Origin of the sequence: Geothermobacter hydrogeniphilus (genome assembly GCF_002093115.1) — a bacterium.
GTDB classification, from domain to species: Bacteria; Desulfobacterota; Desulfuromonadia; order Desulfuromonadales; family Geothermobacteraceae; genus Geothermobacter_A; species Geothermobacter_A hydrogeniphilus.
Genome location: NZ_NAAD01000002.1, coordinates 163,467 through 179,571, shown reverse-complemented (window position 1 = coordinate 179,571; position 16,105 = coordinate 163,467). Strand labels below are relative to the sequence as shown.

The following is a 16,105-nucleotide window of genomic DNA, read 5'->3' as shown; positions in this document are numbered from 1 at the left end:
AAGATTGAAGATTGGTTAAAGGCCAAGGGCTAAAGGCCAAGGGGAAAACCTTCAGCCTTTAGCCGCTTTTCTCTGTCAGATTTTCCGCATCGCCTCGGCCGGCTGGATGCGGCCGGCCTTGCGGGCCGGGTAGAGGGCGGCGAGCAGGGAGAGGATGACGACGTAGCAGGCGATCTGCGCCATGTAGCCGAAATCCCAGGCGGCGCGCAGGACCGGGTCGAAAATCACGCCGCCGAATTCGAGCGATTCGGAGACAAAAGATCGCAAGTCGATGCCGACCCGGTTCAGGTAGAGGGTTGCCAGACTGCCGAGCGTCGAGCCCAGCAGCATCGCGCTCAGCCCGATCATCAGCGATTCGGTCAGCACCAGCAGCCGCAGGCGGCCGGCTGTGGCGCCGACGGCGAGGATGATGCCGAATTCACGATAACGTTCCATCACCGACATCAGCTGGGTGTTGACCACGCCGATGGTGACGATCAGCAGGATGATGGCGAAGATGAATTTCTGGCTGGCATAGTCGAGCTTGATGGCGTTGGCCAGGTTCGGCATTGCCCGGTCCCAGGGGATGACCGCGAGCTGCCGGCGGTTGTGAATCAGCTTTTCCAGTGCCGGACCGACGTCCCGGTCACGCCGCGGCTGATCGAGGATGATTGCCAGTTCATGGATCTTCCCGCCAATTCCGGCCATCGCGGACGCTTTTTTCAGGCCGACCATGATCAGCCTGCCGTCGACATCCTTCAGGCCGGTGGTGATGACTCCCCGTACCCGGAACAGTTCACTGGCCAGGTCGCCGGATCGGTTCTGCACCGTGACGACGAACTTCCGGCCCGGCTTGAGTTTGAGTTCCTTCAGCAGCCGGACCCCCACCAGGGCGTCCCGTCCGGAGAGGGAGCGGATCATCCGCGTCTCATCGAGCCCCTTGAGAAAGGGGTTGACCGGTCGTTCGGCTTGCGGGTCGATGCCGGTCAGCAGGATGCCCCGGCTCTCGCGGCTCGACTGCGCCATGCCCGGCAGGTAGACGCGCGGCAGTACCGCTTCGACGCCCGGCAGAGCAGCGGCCTGTTCCGCCAGGTCTCCCGGTCGCCAGGAAAGGCGCTCGTCGCGGTTGTCGACATAGCCCTTGCGATAAATTGTCAGGTGCCCGCTGCCGGCCCGGACTCCGCCGGCGATCATGCTTTGGTAGACCCCGTACGAAAGGTTGTGAAACGCCTGTACCAGGGTCACGCTGAGGGCGATGGCCGCCAGGGTGATCAGTGTCCGTCGCCGGTTGCGCCAGATATTTCGCCAGGCAAGGATCAGCATGTTCACTCTATATTGTCCAGAATGCCGCCAAGACACCAAGAGCGCCAAGAAAACCTCTTCTTAACGAAGAGACGCGGAGAAAGGCATAAGACATTTTGAGGGTTTTAAAATTCAAAAGATTTTCTCTCCTTCTCTGCATCTCTCCGGCTCTCCGTTGAAAGAGTTTGCCCTTCTTGGCGCCTTGGCGGCCCAAAATGCTTTCATCATTCCTCCCGGATCGCCGCCACCGGCTGCAGTTTCGCCGCCCGGCGGGCGGGCAGGTAGCCGGCGACCATGCAGATCACCAGCAGCAACCCGCAGGGCATCCAGACGTTGACCGGGTCAAAGGCGGCATGCAGGCGCGGCAGAATCGTGCCGCCGGCGTAGGTGACCGGGGTGATCTGCCCCGACAGGTCGATGCCGAAGCGCTGCATGAGCCAGGTCATCAGCAGCCCGCCGCTGCCGCCGAGGAGCAGGGCGAGCAGCCCGAGCTGCAGGGTTTCGAGCAGCACCATGGCGCGGACTGTCCGCGGCCGCATGCCGATCGCCATCAGGATGCCGAATTCGCGGGTCCGTTCCATCACTGCCATGAAGAAGGTGTTGAGGATGCCGAGACCGGTGGCGGCATAGAGGATCAGCACGACGATCATCCGGCTGACATCGAAGGAGGCGACCGCTTCACGCATTTCCGGCAGCAGGTCTCCCCAGTCGAAAACGTCCAGTCCGGGCGACAACACGGCGGCAAGCCGGTCGGCAATTCCGGCGGCGGCCATCGGGTCGTTGACCCGCATGGCAATTTCATGCACCTGCCCGGGAAGGACCAGCAACTGCTGCAGCCAGGGGAGGCCGACCAGCACCAGGCCGTTGTCGTGCCCGCTGTCACCGGTGCTGAAAATGCCGGTGACCCGCAGCAGGTCATTGCCGATCGAGCCGTCTGCGGCGCCGGTGACGAAGACCAGCTGATCACCGGGGCCGACACCGAGACGACGCGCCAGGCCGGAGCCGATCAGGGCGCCGTTGCCGGGCGCCGATGGCAGCGGCCGTCCGGCGACCAGGTGAGACATCAGGGTGGTGACCTTCTTTTCCCGTTCCGGGTCGATACCGAGCAGTTCCGCCGGTCGGCTGATATCGCGCCCCGACAGCAGACCGTAAGCCCGCAGCCGGGGGGAGGCGGCCACGATCTCGGGTCGAGTTTCCAGCATGCCGGGCAGCTTCTCATCCCTGATGGTTGCATACAGGTCGTGGTTGTCCTGATAGCCGCTTTTGGAAACAACCAGGTGGCCATGATACTGTTCTGTCGCCGACGCCAGCATATCTTCCAGCATGCCGGAGAAGACGCCCAGGGCGAGAATCAGCAGCGATGAACTGACCACCATCGCCGACAGGGTCAGCAGGGTGCGGCGGCGGTTGCGCCAGAGGTTGCGGTAGGCGATGGCGATCAGCATGTCAGCGCCGTCTCAGGTTGCGCAGGGAGAAGAAGGCGGGTTTAAGATCGATGTTGAAGTTGAGTTCACGGTATTCAAGAATGGTCTTTTCACCCGGTTTCTCCAGGGGCCGGACAGTCATCCTGAGCGGGATGAAGCGGTCGTCGATCTTTTTCACCCGGTCAAAGCTTATTCTTCGGACCTCGATCATGTCCTCGTCGAAGTAGCTGATCTGCAGCGGTACCCGGCGCTGTTTTTCGATGTGGTAGATGATTTTTCCCCAGATTACCGCCGCGTCGGGCCTGGGTGTGCCTTCCACGGTCCAGCTTGTTTGATCTTCGCTCAGCAGGGTGAAGTCGTAATCTTCATCGACGTGCGCCGCCTTGACGAGATCGTTGTTGGTGATGTGGCTGCCCATCCATGCTCCTCCCATCATCGAGGGCGGGATCTTGATGGTCCGGTCAACTTTGTGCAGATAGTTCCAGACCTCCCGGCCGACTTTCAGGGTGGCCACGCCGCGTTCTCTGGCCGGTTCGCGGATGCGGACCAGGAAGTGATCCCGTCCCAATGACCAGGCATCCATTTCCGTGGTACGCTGCCAGTGGACGGTGCTGACCCGCATGGTCATCCGGGCGGTCGAGGAGGCGCCCATGTACTGATCCTCGACGCCGCGAACCAGGTGCCGCAGGTCGAGACCGGAACTGTAAGCGGGGGTGCAGAACACCAGCAGGAGGATTACAAAATATCTCATGGGAGCTATTATAGCAGCAGATCGGCAAAATCATTGTTGCGGTAATTCGAGGAATTCCATGCAGGAGCCTTGACCTGCCGTAGTCACTGCATTAGATTGCCCCACTTGGACGGCAATCTCTTGACGAGGATGGACGATGAACAAAATGACCCTGCCCGACAAACGTCGGGTCAAGCATCTGACGCTGTTGCGTCAACCTCGCGAGATCAGCGGCAAGGAATTCAATGCTCTCAGCTTCGATGAGCGGCTGGCCATGGTCCAGTCCCTGCGCGGCCGGCGGCAATATGATCTGCTGATCGAGGCCGCCGACATGCAGCAGCTGGTGCAGCGGATGCCGATGCAGGAACTTTACCTGCTGATCCGGGAGCTGGGGGCCGAGGATGTCCTGGAACTGCTGGCACTGGCGACCCCGGAACAGATCAACGGTTTCATCGATCTCGATTGCTGGCAGGGGGATCTGCTTGATCCGCGGCAGGCGCTGCACTGGTTGACCCTGGTGGCCGAGGCCGAAGAAGATCAGCAGCTCAGGGTGCTGACCGGCATCGAGTTCGAGCTGCTGACGCTGATGTTCAAGAAGTGGATGCGGGTGACCCGGGGCCCCGAGGATTTTGACGACGAGGATGAGCGTGACGAGGCGATTCTGCTCAACGGCGGTTTCGTCATTGAATACAGCGACAGCGAGGTGGCCAAGCTGCTGGAGCGGCTGCTCGGGGTTCTCTTCCGGCGCGACCCGGTTTTCCACCGTCGACTGGTTGAGTCGATCCGGCAGGAGCTGGATGCCGCCCTCGAAGAGGAGGTCTTTCGCTGGCGGAATGGTCGGCTGCTGGATCAGGGATTTCCCGAGCCTTATGCCGCCCGCGGCATTTACGCCTGGCTCGACCCGGAGACTTTCAGCCCGGCGGACGCGCGCAAGACGATTCCCTTCGGTGTCGAAGAGGATCGTGCCGCTCCCGGTTTCGTGCTGGCGGAAACGTTGCCGAAAAACCTGCTGGCCGAAGTTCTCGCCGGCGGCCTGAGTGATGAAACCGCCTGGGAACTGACCTGCCTGCTGAACAAGTTGCTGGTCGCCGACGGCATCGATGCCGGGGACGTCCTGCAGGTCGATCAGGCCCTGCGCCGGCTCTACGCGACTCTCAACCTGGCGCTGGAGAAACTCTGCGGGCAGGATGTGGCACAGGCGGCGGAGCTGTTCGAGTCCTCCTACCTGGAAATCCTCTTCCGATTCGGTTTCAGCCTGTTGCTGCAGCTGCAGGGTCGGGCCCGCGCCCTGCTGAAAAGTTCCCTGGCTCCCTACTTCGACGCTCCCTGCCGCGCGCTGCTTGAGAACCTGGCGCAACCGCGCCCGGAATGCTGGGAAGGGATTCTGGAAGTCAACCGCGGCGGCAGCCGGCCCTTCGAGAGCCTGACGGAGCTGCAATCGGCCGAAGACTGGCTGCGTCGTCTTGAAGTCCAGCGGCGGCTGTTTGAAGAGGTCTTTCCGTTCACGCTGCCGGAGGCTGAAACTTTCGATCTCACCGGTTGTCAGCCCGATGAGCTCGGCCAGATCAGCCTGAGCACCTTCTTTCTCACCGCCCTCGGCAACCAGTTGCTCGGCGGCGAATTTGTTCCCGAGCCGATTCCGGCGGTGGAACTGGTCACCCTCCATGGTCTCGTCGGCCGTGACGGCCGGGTCGACCCCGACCTGCGGAACAAGACCGTCGCCGAACTGGAGCGGCAGCTGCCCGGCGGCGGCAGTTTCGCCGACTGGTGCCTGGCGGTCTGGGACGAGGAATTCTGCAACCTGGATGTTGACAGTCTCGATCCGCGCTTCGTCGGCGGCCTGATCGTGCGGCTTGATTAGGCGAGTCCACCACGAAGGCACGAAGAACACGAAGGAGAACAAAAAAGGTGTCAGGGAATCGTATCCCTGCCACCTTTTGTCCTTGGCCTTTCATCGTCCTCCACCCATCAATGAATCATCTTCTCCGGCAGGTAGAGCACCATCTCGGGGAAGAGTGCCAGCAGTATCACCATGCCGATCATGATCAGGAAGAAGGGCAGGGTGGCCTTGAGGATGGCGGCGACCGGTTCCGCAGCGATGCCCTGGATGACGAACAGGCTGAAGCCGACCGGCGGCGTGATCTGCGACAATTCCACCATGATAACCAGGAAAATCCCGAACCAGAGCGGCGAAAACCCGGCCTGAACCACGATCGGCAGGACGATCGGCAGGGTCATGACGACGATCGAGATGCCGTCCAGGATCATTCCCAGCACCAGGTACATCAATCCCAGCACCAGCAGCAGGGTGTAGGGTGAGAGCTGCATGGCGGCGATCGCCTGGCTGATGCCGCGGGCGATGCCGACGAAGCCGACGACCTGCGACAGGAAGGCCGCCCCGGCGATGATCAGGCAGATCATGCCGGTGGTGCGCACCGCCTGCAGCAGCGACTGGCGAAAATTGTCCCAGGTGAGGTTGCGGTAGGCCAGCGCCAGCAGCAGCGAGCCGAGAACGCCGATAACCGCCGCTTCGGTCGGGGTGGTGAAGCCGAAATAGATGCCGCCCAGGACAACAAAGACCAGCAGCAGGACCGGTGCCAGGTCGCCGAGGGAGGCCAGCCGGTCGCGGCCGGTAAAACGTTCCTTGTGCCCCGGCACCACCTGCGGGTTGAGCAGGGCCCGGCCGGCGATGTAGAGTGAGTAGAATCCCGCCAGCACCAGCCCCGGAATCACCCCGCCGATAAACAGCTTGCCGATCGACGTATCCGACAGCACCCCGTAAATAATCATGATCAGGCTCGGCGGGATGAGGAACCCGAGAGTTCCGGCACCGGCCAGCGAACCGATTGCCAGGGAGCGGTCGTAGCCGCGCTTCGAAAGTTCGTCGAGGGTGATCTTGCCGACTGTGGCGGTGGTGGCGGCGCTCGATCCGGAGACCGCTGCGAACAACGAGCAGGCGACGACGTTGATGTGCAGCAGTCGGCCGGGGATCCAGCCGAGCCAGGGCAGCAGACCGTTCAGCAGCCGGGTGGAGACGGCGGTGCGGAACAGGATCTCCCCCATCAGGATGAACAGCGGCAGGGCGGTCAGCGACCAGGAATTGAGGCTGTTCCAGACCGAGTTGGCCATCAGTCCGCCGATCTTGTCGAAGATGGAGATGGTCGGCGGCAGGTTGACCTGGTGGAGCAGCATCCCGGCAATGCCCACCGTGAACAGGGAAAAGCCGATCCACAACCCGGCCAGCAGGCAGAGCAGCAGCACCCCGAACAGGACCAGGGTCAGTATCAGCGGGTCGGTAAAAATGGCAGCCTCCTCAGCATTTCGGCCAGCAGTTGCAGGCAGAGCAGGGCCAGTCCCGCCAGCAGTGACAGCTGCGGGATCCAGAGCGGCGTTTCGGCGATCGAGTCGGCGGTCATGCCGAGGCTCCAGGTATCGTAGACCATGACGCAGGCGTGGCGGAAAAGGTAGAGGCAGAGCAGCAGGGCGAGCAGGGCGGCCAGGGATTCGAACCAGCGTTGCGGTTTTTCCGGCAGTCGTCCGGTGAGGATGGTGATGCGGATGTGGCCGTCCGACGCCAGGGTGTAGGCAAGGCCGAACAGCACCGTGGCCACCATCAGGTAGCCGCTGTATTCATCGGCGACCAGGGTTGAACGACCGGCCAGGGTGCGCAGGGCCACCTCGGTTGCGACCAGGCCGACGATCAGCAGCATGCAGAGGGCGGATAGACAGGCGCCGATTCTGCTGCACCTGTCTATCCACCGCAGAAGCCTGTCAATCACCTGGCGAAGCGGTCGAGAACCGCCTGGGCCGAGGGTTTCAGTCCCTTGCGGAAGTCGGCGATGATCTTCGCCGCCGCGGCATCCAGGGCCTTGTTGAGGGCCGCATCGGCCTTGCTGACAGCGATCTTGTGCTGCTGAATGACCTTGAGAGCCTCAACCGTACGCGATTCCGAATTGGCCCACTGGTTGTTTTCGGTCTCCGCGGCGGCTTTCAGCATCGCCTGCTGCTGGTCTTTGCTCAGGGCCTTCCAGTAGTCGAGGTTGATGGTGACCATGTTGAGCGGGAAGGCGTAGTTGATGTCCTTGAAGTGGTCGAGGACTTCCCAGAACTTGCCGTTCTTGGCCGACTCGGCCGAGGTCAGTACCGAGTCGATCATGCCGGTGCGCAGTGACGAATAGACTTCCCCCCAGGGGAGGGAGACCGGCGAGCCGCCGAGGGAACGGAGGAAGTTGGCGCCGTTCTTGTCGTAGGTGCGGGTCTTGAGGTTTTTCAGGTCGGCCACGCTGTTGACGGCGCCCTTGGTGACCAGCCCGCTCGGCGGCCAGGGGGCGGCGTAGAGAAATTTCTGGTTCCATTTGGCAGCGGCCTTCTCGTAGAGCGGTTTGCTGGCGTCGTAAAGCTGGCGCGCCTGCTTGAAGTTGCCGACCAGACGCGGCAGGGAACTGATGCCGAAGACCTTCTCGCTGCCGGCGACCACCCCCATCAGGATGTCGGACATCGGCACCTGGCCATCCTTGACCACCTTGAGCAGTTCGGCGCCCTTGAAGCCGAGACTGCCCCCCGGATGCACGGTGATGTCAACGCTGCCGCCCGAATACTTCTTTGCCAGTTCGGCAAAGGCCATCGCTCCCTGGGTATGGAAGCTGGTGGCGCCGTAGGTGGCGTTGAGGTCGAGCTTGACCGGGCCGCCGGCGAAGGCCGGGGAGGCCGGCAACAGGCACAACAGGACGAGCATGAACCTTTTCATCACATCACTCCTTTGGTTGGGCCGCCACGACCCCTTGGGGTCGGACGGACGTCAATGAAGGTCGGCACGCCGACACAATGGCAATAGCTTGAACAGATAAGTTTTCATCCCGGCGCCCAGTGCCCAGCACCCAGCGCCCGGTTACGCCATTTCCCCCCATCCTCCCCCGCCGGGTGTTTCCACCCGCAGCCGATCGCCGGCCTTGAGCCGGGTGCTGAATTTGCCCGGCAGTCCGCGGAATCCGTCGGCATGAATCACCAGGTTGCGACCGGTCTGCCCGTCTTTTCCTCCCTGCAGACCGTAAGGAGGATGGATGCGGCGTTCACTGAGCATGGTCACCTCGGCGTCGGCGAGCAGTTCAATTTCCCGCACCAGGCCGTTGCCGCCGTTGAAGCGTCCGCGGCCGCCGCTGCCGCGGCGGATCGAATATTCGGTGACACGAAACGGATAGGCGTATTCGAGCGCCTCGACCGGGGTGTTGAGGGTATTGGTCATGTGGGCGTGCATGGCCGATTCGCCACTGGCCGCAGGACCGGCGCCATGGCCTCCGGCGAGGGTTTCGTAGTAGGCGAAGGGCATGCCGCTGCGGGGATCAAGGCCGCCGATGGTGGTGTTGTTCATGGTCCCCTGGCTGGCGGCCGGAATCGTTTCCGGCAGCGCCTGGGCGAGGGCGCCGAGAACCACGTCGACGATCCGTTGCGATGTTTCGACGTTGCCTCCGGCCACCGCCGCCGGAAAGCGGGCGTCGACCACCGTTCCCGGTCGGGTGATGACCGCCAGCGGGCGACCGCAGCCGGCGTTGGTCGGCACGTCAGCCTGGATCAGGCAGCGGAAGACGTAAAGCACCGCCGACAGGGTGATGGCATGGACGGCGTTGACGCTGCCGGCGACCTGGGGATCGCTTGCTGAAAAGTCGATACGGGCGTCATCCCCGGAAATATTCAGGAGGCAGTCGATAGTGATCGGCGTTTCGCTGATGCCGTCACTGTCAAGCCGGTCGCTGAAAGTGTAACTGCCGTCGGGGATGGCGGCAATGGCGGCCCGCATGAACCGCTCGGAATAATCGTTGAGATTTTCGGCGTAACGTTCCACCGTGGCCAGATCGTACTTGGCGACCAGTTCCTCAAGCCGTTTTTGGCCGATACGGTTGGCCATGATCTGGGCGGCGAAATCTCCTTCCCGTTCCACCGGGGTGCGGATGTTGGTGAGCAGCAGATCGAGCAGCTTGCGGTCGATCTCGCCGGCCTCCACCAGTTTGGTCGGCGAAATGATCATCCCTTCCTGGAACAGGGAGGTGGAGAGCGGCATCGAGCCGGAGGTCATGCCGCCGACATCGGCGTGATGGGCGCGGTTGGCGATGTAGAAGGCTGTTTCGCCGGCAATGAAGACCGGCGCCACCAGAGTGATGTCGGGCAGATGAGTGCCGCCGCAGAACGGATTGTTGAGCATCACCATGTCGCCCGGGGTCATCTCGACGGCCGCGATCGCCGCCTTGACCGAGAGCGGCATCGAGCCGAGGTGAACTGGAATATGGGCGGCCTGGGCGATCATGTCCCCTTTGCGGTCGAACAGGGCGCAGGAATAGTCGCGCCGCTCCTTGATGTTGGGGGAGAACGCGGTGCGGCCGAGGGTCACTCCCATTTCCTCGGCGATGGCGGCGAAGCGGTTCTTGAAGACCTGCAGCAATATGGGGTTGATGTGCATTGTGTTGTCCTTTGGATATAAAAGGCGGCTAAGGGTGAAAGGCCAAGGGCTAAAGGCCAAGGGCTGAAGGCCGTGGGGAAAAGCTTGAATGCGGAGGCAGTTCGGATCTCACCTTTCGCCTTTCGCCCTTAGCCGCTCTTCTAAGCTTCAATCTCCAGCAGCAGGTTGCCGAATTTATCCACTGTCGCCACCGCGAAGGGGGGCACGACGATGGTCGAGGAATATTCAATGATGATGCAGGGACCGGGGATGCGGTTGCCGGCCCGCAGCTTTTCGCGGTCAATGATGCCGGTTGCTGCCTCGACCCCGTCGAAGACCACCTTGTGACGGCTGAGGATGGCTGCCGCTGACGGTTCTGATCCGCCCGTTTCGATCTCCGGCAGACTCTGCTGTCGTGGTCGACCGAGGGAGCGCAGGCGGACATTGACCACTTCGACCTGCTTGTCGGGATTGGCGTAGCCGTAAGTTCTCTCATGCTGGCGGTGGAAGGCGGCGACGAAGTCTGCGCTGAAGGGCACCATCAGCTCGAAAGACTGCCCCCGGTAGCGCATGTCGAGGTAGCGCTGATGGACGGTCCGTCCGGCAGCAACCCCTTCCGCGGCGAGTTCCTCCTCGCCGCGCCGTTCGAGCGGCTGGAACAGCTGTTCGGCTTCGTTCGGGTTGAGTCCGTCGGCGGGACGCATAATCGTCTGCGAGTAATCCTTGATGACGTCCGCCATCAGCATGCCGCAGGCCGAGAGAATGCCGGGATTGCGCGGGATAAGAACCCGCGGGATCTGCAGCAGGCGGGCGAGAAAGGCGGCGTGCATGCCGCCGGCGCCGCCGAAGGAGAAGAGGGTGAATTCGCGCGGATCAAAGCCCCGTTCCACGGAGATCACCTTGATTGCGCGTTCCATGGTGGTGTTGGCGATATCCAGGACACCTTCGGCCAGTTCGTGGGTGCCGATTCCGAGCTGTTCCGCCAGTTGCCGGAACGGTTCCTGAAGGCGCCCGCTCTGCAGTTGCATACCGCCGCCGAGAAAGTGATCGGCGACCATGCGTCCGAGGTAGAGGTTGGCATCGGTGACAGTGATGCCCGCCCCCCTGCCGTAACAGATGGGACCGGGGTCGGCCCCGGCGCTCTCCGGGCCGACCTGCAGCGAGCCGCCGGTGTCGATTGTCGCCAGGGAACCACCGCCGGCACCGACGGTATGGATGTCGATCATCGGCACCTTGACCGGGTAGTCGGCGATCTGCGCCTCGGTGGTCAGCGGCAGTTGGCCGTCGATCAGGCAGACATCGGTGGAGGTGCCGCCCATGTCGAAGGTGATCAGTCTTTCGAAGCCGGACTGGCGGCCGATCTCCAACGCCCCGACGGCTCCCCCCGCGGGTCCGGAGAGGATGGTGCGCACCGATTCCTGCATGGCAGTCGCGGCCGAGATGCTGCCGCCGTTGCTCTGCATGATGCGAAAACGGCTGCTGCCGATCTGTTCACTCAGAAAGGTCAGGTAACGGCGCATTTTCGGTGAAACGTAGGCGTTGATGACGGTGGTCGAGGCCCGTTCGTACTCGCGGAATTCGGACAGGGTCTGATGAGAAAGGGAGACCGGAATGCCGAGCGGCTCCAGGGCCTTCTGCACCTGCAGTTCATGGCGGGGGTTGGCGAAGGAGAAGAGCAGGCAGACGGCAATCGATTCAACCTGGGCGTCACGCAGCTTTTCGCCCAGAGCGGCGAGGTCTTCGTCCGACAGCGGTTCCATCTCCCGACCGGTGTTGTCGATGCGCCCGGAAAGACCGAAACGCAGTCCGCCCGGCACCAGCGGCGGATTGCGGCGGCAGGCCAGATCGTAAAGCCGGGGCCGGTTCTGACGACCGATCTCGATGACATCCTCGAATCCCCGGTTGCTGACCAGGGCGGTGAGCGCTCCCTTTTTCTCCAGGATGGCGTTGGTCGCCACGGTTGAACCATGCACCAGGTCAACGGCCTTTTCTCCGGCGATGTGCCGCAGACCCGCCAATACCGCCTCGGCCGGGTTGCGCGGCGTTGAAAGGAGTTTGTATTCCCCCCACTGATCGCCTTTGCGCCAGATGAAATCGGTAAAGGTTCCGCCGGTATCGACGCCTATGGTGAGCATTCAGTCTTCCTCCGATATGTTCGTCCGGTTCAGGATCTCGCGTATGTAGTCGAGCCCTTCGTCGTCCTGAAAACGGTTGTAGCTGATGATCCGCGGGATGGTGCGGAACAGGTCTCTGTTTTCTTCCAGGATCAGTTTCTGGGTCAGCAGGATGCGGCTTTGTTGCAGGCGCCGGGGCTGCTGCCTGGCTTCTTCCAGGGTCAGAACGCTGAAACCGGGAAAGTCCCTGCCGATGTGAGGGTAGAATTCATCAACACGATGGCGGATCTGCGGGGAGATGACCACCATGGTGATCTGCGTGTCCCGCGGCAGCAGCGGGAAGTTGAGCAGTTGTTCCAGCGGCGGGGTGATCCGCAACGGCACCAGCGGAACGCCCTGCTGTTCGCAGCTTTCGCGCAGGCGATTTTCGCAGAAAAAGGTGGTGATCACCAGGTCGGCCTGCAGTGCGCCGCATTGCAGCAGGCGCTCCACTTCGTCCAGGTGCCTGGGTTGGACCGGAAGTCCGAGAGCCAGTTCCAGTTCCCGGCGACCGAGCAGCAATTCGTAAAAATCGAGTTCCGTATAGACCACGCGCGGAATCCGGTGGCCGATCTCCTCCAGAGCGCTGACCGCCATGGCGATCATTTCCAGAGCGCTGAATCCGCTCAGTTCCAGATCACGCAGCAGGGAGAACATCTGGTCTTTGGCACGCCGATAGGTCGCGGCCTGTTCCTCTCCGGGTTGACGCAGAACCCTGCTGCCGGCCTTGCGCCGGCGTTCGATGATCCCTTCGGCGGCCAGCAGGGCGAAGGCTTTGCGGGCGGTGTTGATGTTGACGCCGTAGGTGCGGGCGGCCTCCTCGCCGAGCGGAAACCGGTCGCCCGGGTTTTCCAGCACCCGGTCGAGCAGGCGCAGCTGCAGGTAGTGCTGTTTCGGCAGGATTTTGTTGAGGGATGATTCCGTCATAATCTGCATGGTGCCCCGGTTATTTTGTTCGGGCAAGAAAAAACAAACAATATTTTATCCAATGGGGCCGAAGTGATGATTGCCCTCTGTGGCCGGGCGTGGAGCAGACATAATAACCATAGTCAAGCGTCGTTAATCGAGGGGCAATGCCGGGCGGTGCTGAACTTGCCGGGTCAGGTGATATGCTGATTCAGGCAGAAAGGAGACAAAGATGAAAAAACTGCTGATTTTGCTGATGGTATCGGTCCCGTTGACCTGCTGGGCTGTTGACAGCCCTGACGCTCCGCAGCGCGCGGAGCTGGTGGTGCGGGGCGATGCGTTGCTGCAGGTTGCTGCCGACCAGGTGCGGTTCAGTGTCGGGGTTGTCAGTGAAGATCGTGGCGCCGGCGCGGCGCTGGAGCAAAACAGCCGTGCCATGCGGCAGGTTGAAAAAGCCCTGATCCGTGCCGGACTCAACAAGGGGGAGTACAGTACCGGGCTGTTCCGGTTGCAGCCGCGCTGGTCATCCCGACCGCGCAGCGCGCCCCGCGACTGGCGCCCCGAAATTGTCGGTTACACTGTCCACAACAGTCTCAATATCAAAACTGCCAGGTTGTCACTGATCGGTGCCCTGATCGAAGCGGCCCGCCAGGCCGGTGCCGATGAGATCGGCCAGTTGAGCTTCGGTCTGTCCGATCCTCGCAAGTATCGGCAGCAGGCGATCGCCGAGGCGGTGGCCCATGGTCGGGAGGATGCCGGGAACGCCGCGGCGGCGGCGGGGATGCGACTTGGCGCGATCAGGCAACTGGCGATCGGCTCGCAGGACGGGCCACCGGTCCGTCCTTTGCCCGGTGCCGCCATGGTCAGAAGCATGTCAGCCGAGGCGGCACCTCCGATTATCGCCCCGGATGATCTGCAGGTACGGGCTGCGGTCACGCTGACGTTCGCACTGCTTCCCGGGGCGGGAGCGGTTCGTTCAGGTCAATAAAGTCTTTTGGGAGTTTTAGAGAAATATCATTGAAAATAAAACACGATTAGGGTTTAATTGTTTCATGAATTACCGTAGTTTCAGATCCAGTGCTGTATAACCCTGAATCAGTGAGTCCCTTGTCGGCGGATAGCCCAAGTCATTGCTCTGCCTGAGCTTCCCAAAAATCACCAGCGAACCTATGGGTGCGCTTCAGATTTTTGGAAACCTCATTCAGGCCAAGCACTTGCACTCTCCATCCAACAGGAACTCACTGATTCAGGATGACGCCTGAATCAACCGGTTCTGGCAAAAGGGGCGGCTGTGAAGAAACTTGTTACGGGAGTGGTGCTGTTGCTGGTGGCGGCCGGATTTTCGGTTGCCGGCGCGGAAACCTTCGGGGTGAAGAAGAAACGTCCCAAGTTGAGCGAGTTCGGCCGAGTGGTGATCGACAACGGCTCGACTGCCAAGGGACAGGCCGCGGTGGCCTTTCCACACTGGCTGCATCGGTCGAAATTCACCTGTCGTCTCTGTCATGTCGATCTCGGCTTCGCCATGCAGGCCGGCGCTACCGGGATCACCGAGGCCGACAACCGGGCAGGTCTTTACTGCGGCGCCTGCCATGACGGTAAACTGGCCTTCGCGGCCGTTACAACCGGCACCGACGGTGTTAAGCAGGATCAGTGCGAACGCTGTCATTCGGTCGGTAAGAATGTTAAATTCAAAAATGATTTCAACAGTTTTCGGCGTACCATGCCGCGTGAACGCTTCGGTAACGGCATCGACTGGCTCAAGGCCGAAGAAGAGGGTTTACTGAAGCTGGTTGATTATCGCGAGGGCTATTCGGTTCACCACGCCAAAATCCAGGACCCGGAAGATATCGACCTGTCGGCCAAGGAAGACAAGATGCCGGACATCATCTTCTCACACCGCAAGCATGCCGTCTGGAACGGTTGCGAGACCTGCCATCCGGAGATTTTCCCGATCCGCAAGGGGGCCAAGCCCTACAGCATGCAGGATATTTTCGACGGCCGGTTCTGCGGTGTCTGCCATGACAAGGTTGCCTTTCCCAACATCGACTGTCAGCGCTGCCACAGTCGACCGGTCTTTTGATGATGCGCGCCAGGAGGCTGTTGTTGGCGCTGCTGGCGGGACTGCTGCTGGCGGGACTGGTTGAGGGGAGTATCTTCAAGCTTCCGGTTCCCCCTCCGCAGCATCGTTACGGGGATCTGGTGATCGACCGGGTTTCCACCAAAGCCGGGCAGAAGCCGGTCTTTTTCTCTCACTGGACCCACCGGACGCGGTATACCTGCCGTGTCTGTCATTTCGAACTTGGTTTCGATTTCAAGGTCAACCGCACCGAGATCACCGAGCAGGCCAATCGCGAGGGGATGTACTGCGGTACCTGTCACGACGGGGTGGTCGCTTTCGGTCCTACCGATGAAAATTGCGCCCGCTGTCATACCGGCAAGGCGGAAATCGACAAGCAGTCGTTTCTCAAACTGCAGCGGACGTTGCCGCCGACCGGTTTCGGCAACGGCATCAACTGGACCCGGGCGCTGCAGAAGGGATTGATCACGCCGAAGTACAGCATCTATCGTCCGGAGGAAAAACCGCTGGATTTCAACAAACGCCTGGAGTTGAAAGCCAACTGGTCGATGGTGACCCCGGCGATTTTCGACCATGCCACCCATGTCCCCTGGCTGGACTGTGCCAATTGTCATCCGGATATTTTCAATATCAAGAAGAAAACCACCAAACATTTCGAGATGCGTTACATCCTGGAGGGTAAATTCTGCGGAGTCTGTCACCTGGATGTCGCATTTCCGCTGGATGAATGCGAACTCTGTCATCCGGGGATCAGGCAGCGATGATGAGATCGGGGAGAGATCTGTTGAGAGTAGTGCGGAGATCGATGTTATGGGTCTCGGGATGGGGTGTGATGCTCGTCCTGCTGCTGCCGGCAAAGGGGACGGCGGTTGAGATGTCGCCCGAGATTGAAACCGCCCTGGCGCTCTGCGCCCGTTGCGCTACGCTGCCAGATGAAGAGATCCCGGCGGCGGCCAGTACCGTCCGCTCACTGGTGGAGAAACTCGAAGCCGAGCGGAATCCTGCCGACAAGGTCTGGTTGTTCCGGCTCAAACGCTGCGGTTCTTTTCTCGCCTATCGCGCTGAGGCTGCCGCGGATGGAGAGGAAAAGCCGGCGCAGTGAGC

The 16,105-nt window shown here is 61.5% G+C and carries 14 protein-coding genes; 5 read left to right on the top strand and 9 right to left on the bottom strand.

Annotated elements, in window-relative coordinates; genetic code table 11:
- Positions 1-75: 75 nt before the first annotated feature.
- From B5V00_RS02680 to B5V00_RS02670, 3 genes are all read right to left on the bottom strand, one after another.
- The gene (locus B5V00_RS02680) at positions 76-1,302 is read right to left on the bottom strand and encodes an ABC transporter permease (RefSeq protein WP_085009215.1); all 1,227 of its coding nucleotides are present in this window, start codon (positions 1,300-1,302) and stop codon (positions 76-78) included.
- A 203-nt stretch (positions 1,303-1,505) separates the two neighbouring features.
- A complete protein-coding gene (locus tag B5V00_RS02675; protein WP_085009214.1) occupies positions 1,506-2,726 on the bottom strand; it encodes an ABC transporter permease in 1,221 nt (406 codons plus the stop codon).
- Between the two features lies 1 nt (position 2,727).
- Entirely contained in the window at positions 2,728-3,456 is a 729-nt protein-coding gene (locus tag B5V00_RS02670) for an outer membrane lipoprotein-sorting protein (RefSeq protein ID WP_085009213.1), read from the bottom strand.
- 136 nt (positions 3,457-3,592) lie between these two features.
- On the opposite strand from B5V00_RS02670, the gene B5V00_RS02665 reads away from it, so the two are divergent.
- Complete coding sequence (locus tag B5V00_RS02665; protein WP_085009212.1) at positions 3,593-5,296, top strand: DUF6178 family protein; 1,704 nt, start codon at positions 3,593-3,595, stop codon at positions 5,294-5,296.
- 107 nt (positions 5,297-5,403) lie between these two features.
- Here the strand turns inward: B5V00_RS02665 and B5V00_RS02660 are convergent, their stop codons facing one another.
- The 6 genes from B5V00_RS02660 to B5V00_RS02635 all read right to left on the bottom strand — a co-directional run bounded on the left by B5V00_RS02660 (position 5,404) and on the right by B5V00_RS02635 (position 12,954).
- On the bottom strand, positions 5,404-6,738 hold the full coding sequence (locus tag B5V00_RS02660; RefSeq protein ID WP_085009211.1) for a TRAP transporter large permease: 1,335 nt from the start codon (positions 6,736-6,738) through the stop codon (positions 5,404-5,406).
- Positions 6,720-7,214, bottom strand: coding sequence for a TRAP transporter small permease subunit (locus tag B5V00_RS02655; protein ID WP_172399591.1), 495 nt, complete (start codon positions 7,212-7,214; stop codon positions 6,720-6,722). The genes B5V00_RS02660 and B5V00_RS02655 overlap by 19 nt, the downstream gene beginning before the upstream one ends.
- On the bottom strand, positions 7,211-8,182 hold the full coding sequence (locus B5V00_RS02650) for a TRAP transporter substrate-binding protein (RefSeq protein WP_085009209.1): 972 nt from the start codon (positions 8,180-8,182) through the stop codon (positions 7,211-7,213). The genes B5V00_RS02655 and B5V00_RS02650 overlap by 4 nt, the downstream gene beginning before the upstream one ends.
- Before the next feature lie 141 nt (positions 8,183-8,323).
- On the bottom strand, positions 8,324-9,886 hold the full coding sequence (locus B5V00_RS02645) for a hydantoinase B/oxoprolinase family protein (protein ID WP_085009208.1): 1,563 nt from the start codon (positions 9,884-9,886) through the stop codon (positions 8,324-8,326).
- 140 nt (positions 9,887-10,026) lie between these two features.
- A complete protein-coding gene (locus B5V00_RS02640; protein ID WP_085009207.1) occupies positions 10,027-12,000 on the bottom strand; it encodes a hydantoinase/oxoprolinase family protein in 1,974 nt (657 codons plus the stop codon).
- Complete coding sequence (locus B5V00_RS02635; protein WP_085009206.1) at positions 12,001-12,954, bottom strand: GntR family transcriptional regulator; 954 nt, start codon at positions 12,952-12,954, stop codon at positions 12,001-12,003.
- 202 nt (positions 12,955-13,156) lie between these two features.
- On the opposite strand from B5V00_RS02635, the gene B5V00_RS02630 reads away from it, so the two are divergent.
- From B5V00_RS02630 to B5V00_RS02615, 4 genes are all read left to right on the top strand, one after another.
- Positions 13,157-13,912 carry an SIMPL domain-containing protein gene (locus B5V00_RS02630; RefSeq protein ID WP_085009205.1) on the top strand — a complete coding sequence of 252 codons (756 nt, stop codon included), beginning with the start codon at positions 13,157-13,159 and terminating at the stop codon, positions 13,910-13,912.
- Positions 13,913-14,215: 303 nt separating this feature from the next.
- A complete protein-coding gene (locus B5V00_RS02625; RefSeq protein WP_085009204.1) occupies positions 14,216-15,004 on the top strand; it encodes a c(7)-type cytochrome triheme domain-containing protein in 789 nt (262 codons plus the stop codon).
- Positions 15,004-15,765: a c(7)-type cytochrome triheme domain-containing protein gene (locus tag B5V00_RS02620; RefSeq protein ID WP_085009203.1), complete on the top strand. Its 762-nt coding sequence runs from the start codon at positions 15,004-15,006 to the stop codon at positions 15,763-15,765. The genes B5V00_RS02625 and B5V00_RS02620 overlap by 1 nt, the downstream gene beginning before the upstream one ends.
- Before the next feature lie 68 nt (positions 15,766-15,833).
- Positions 15,834-16,103, top strand: a complete 270-nt coding sequence (locus B5V00_RS02615; protein WP_085009202.1) for a hypothetical protein — start codon at positions 15,834-15,836, stop codon at positions 16,101-16,103.
- The last annotated feature ends 2 nt before the right edge of the window (positions 16,104-16,105 follow it).